The 2,331-nt window shown below is 60.8% G+C and carries 2 protein-coding genes; one reads left to right on the top strand and one right to left on the bottom strand.

Going from position 1 to position 2,331, the window contains the following annotated elements:
- Positions 1 to 15: 15 nt before the first annotated feature.
- On the bottom strand, positions 16 to 1,386 hold the full coding sequence (radA, locus tag ACTG3T_RS03070) for a DNA repair protein RadA (RefSeq protein WP_439100800.1): 1,371 nt from the start codon (positions 1,384 to 1,386) through the stop codon (positions 16 to 18).
- Between the two features lie 93 nt (positions 1,387 to 1,479).
- Here radA and ACTG3T_RS03065 point away from each other — a divergent pair, with 93 nt between their 5' ends.
- A complete protein-coding gene (locus ACTG3T_RS03065) occupies positions 1,480 to 2,238 on the top strand; it encodes a DnaT-like ssDNA-binding domain-containing protein (protein WP_439100799.1) in 759 nt (252 codons plus the stop codon).
- Positions 2,239 to 2,331 lie beyond the last annotated feature (93 nt).

Below are 2,331 nucleotides of genomic sequence, written 5' to 3'. Positions count from 1 at the left end.
CTGATCACAAACCGGCTAGAAATCCAGCGCCAGGGCCTCTCCCAGAGTCGCCACCGCGTGTACCTGCATACCTTTGGGTGCGGTTTTAGGCGCGTTGCCCCGCGGCACGATGGCCCTCGCAAAACCATGTTTGGCCGCCTCCGACAACCGCTCCTGTCCCGAGGGCACCGGGCGAATCTCGCCCGCCAGCCCTACTTCACCGAATACCACCAGATCGCGCGGTAATGGTCGGTCCCGAAAGCTCGACACAATAGCCAGCAGCAAAGCCAGATCAACGCTCGTCTCCAGGACTCTGACGCCGCCGACCACGTTGGCAAACACATCCTGATCGCCCACCTGCAAGCCACCGTGGCGGTGAAGAATTGCCAGAAGCATCGCCAGACGGTTCTGCTCCAGGCCTACCGCCAGCCTGCGGGGATTGCCCAGAGGGCTGTCGTCCACCAGGGCCTGGATTTCCACCAGAAGGGGCCGGGTGCCTTCCCAGACCACCATCACTACGCTACCTGAGGACTGTTTTTCGCCCCGCTCCAGAAAAATTGCGGAGGGGTTTTTTACTTCCCGAAGGCCCTGCTCAGTCATGGCAAATATGCCCAGCTCATTCACTGCCCCAAAGCGGTTTTTTTGGCCTCGCAGGGTGCGAAAACGCTGATCGTCAGAGCTCTCCAGCAATACCGAGCAATCAATCATGTGCTCCAGCACCTTGGGGCCCGCAAGACTGCCGTCCTTGGTGACGTGACCCACCAGCAGCAGTACGATCCCACGCTGCTTTGCGGCACGGGTGAGCGTCGCCGCGCACTCCCGCACCTGGGACACGCTCCCCGGTGCCGAGCTGAGTTCTTCGCTGTAGACCACCTGAATGGAATCGACCACCAGGAGCCTGGGCTGGTGCTTATCCAGCGCCGCCAGTATGGCCTCCACATTGGTCTCCGCCATGAGCTTCAGCTCATCCAGGGGTAGAGATAAGCGCTGGGCACGCATGGCGATCTGCTGAGGACTTTCCTCGCCGGTAACGTAGAGCGCCGGCATATGACTCGCAAGACCGCAGCAGGCCTGGAGAAGTAGCGTGCTCTTGCCCGCGCCGGGGTTCCCCCCCAAAAGAATGGCCGAACCCGGGACAAGTCCTCCGCCCAGCACACGATCAAACTCTGTCATCCCCGTGGGAATGCGCTTGACCTCAGAAACATCGATCTCGCTGAGCACCTTCGCCGGCGCGAGCTCTCCGGCAAAACCGCTGCGTCCCGCGGAGGCTCGACTGGTGCTTTTGGCGCTGCCCAGGCGAATCTCACTGAGCGTATTCCAGGCCCCGCAATCACTGCACTGTCCCTGCCACTTGTGATAATCCGAACCGCAATCACCACAAACAAAGGCTGTTTTTGCCTTGGCCATCAACATTTCCCTGTGAAAACTCAGCCGCGATGCTACAACTAATGACGCAAGCTGGGTATGCTGTGCGGCCGCTATCTTTAAGCAGAAGTGTGCATGGCCCACCGCCCCCTCATTCCCGACTCCCAACTGGCGTTTTCCGCTGAGCTGGCGGCCGCTGTGGGTTTGGCCGAGGCCGTACTGCTGCAACAAATCAAGGGCTTGTACCTCCATCAGCCGGCGACGCGCCGCGACGGATTGGCCTGGCTGCACGTGAGTCGGGCGTACCTGCTACAGCTGCTGCCCTTCTGGAACCCCCGGGAACTCGAGGCAGTGTGCGAGTCTCTGGAGTCTCTGGGTCTTTTGAGCATTAACCGCAAAACCGCCGCGCAAGACTGCCTGCTGTTGGCGATTAACGAAACCCCGGCCAGCCCTGCACCGGCAAGGGAAGCTTCCAGTGCCCCACCCTCGATCACCCCCGCGAGAGCCGCTGCAACCCCAAGCACGCCACCGGCGGTAGAAAGAAAGACACCCGCCGCCGCAATGCCGAAGCCATCCAAACGGACGGGGGAGCCCCTGCCACCGGACTTTCAGCCCAGCGAGGACATGCTCGAATTGCTCGAACGTTTTCATGGCGTTCCCCGGGGCTTTGCCCTCCAGCAGATAGAGGACTTCACGCTCTACTGGCGGGAACGGGGAAGCGCGGGGCATGCCTGGCAAAATCGCTTCAAACAGCATGTACAATTCCAATGGGCGAGACAGCAACAGGAAACGACAGGAGTTGAGCATGGAGGACAGCGGGGAACTGGCACAGCGCGTCGAACGCGAGATAGCAGCCTCGAAAGCGACCTCACCGATACCTCCTGGGCAGAGTGATTCCCGCTCTAAGCCCGATCCGGCCCTGGTGGAGGCCATCAATCAGGTTTTTGCGCTCTTCAGGCTGAACTATCACAACCAGTACTACGCCGC

Origin of the sequence: Congregibacter sp. (assembly GCF_965660375.1) — a bacterium.
Classification (GTDB): Bacteria; Pseudomonadota; Gammaproteobacteria; order Pseudomonadales; family Halieaceae; genus Congregibacter.
The sequence above is the reverse complement of the archived record's forward strand: the minus strand, read 5'-3'. Positions and strand labels throughout refer to the sequence as shown.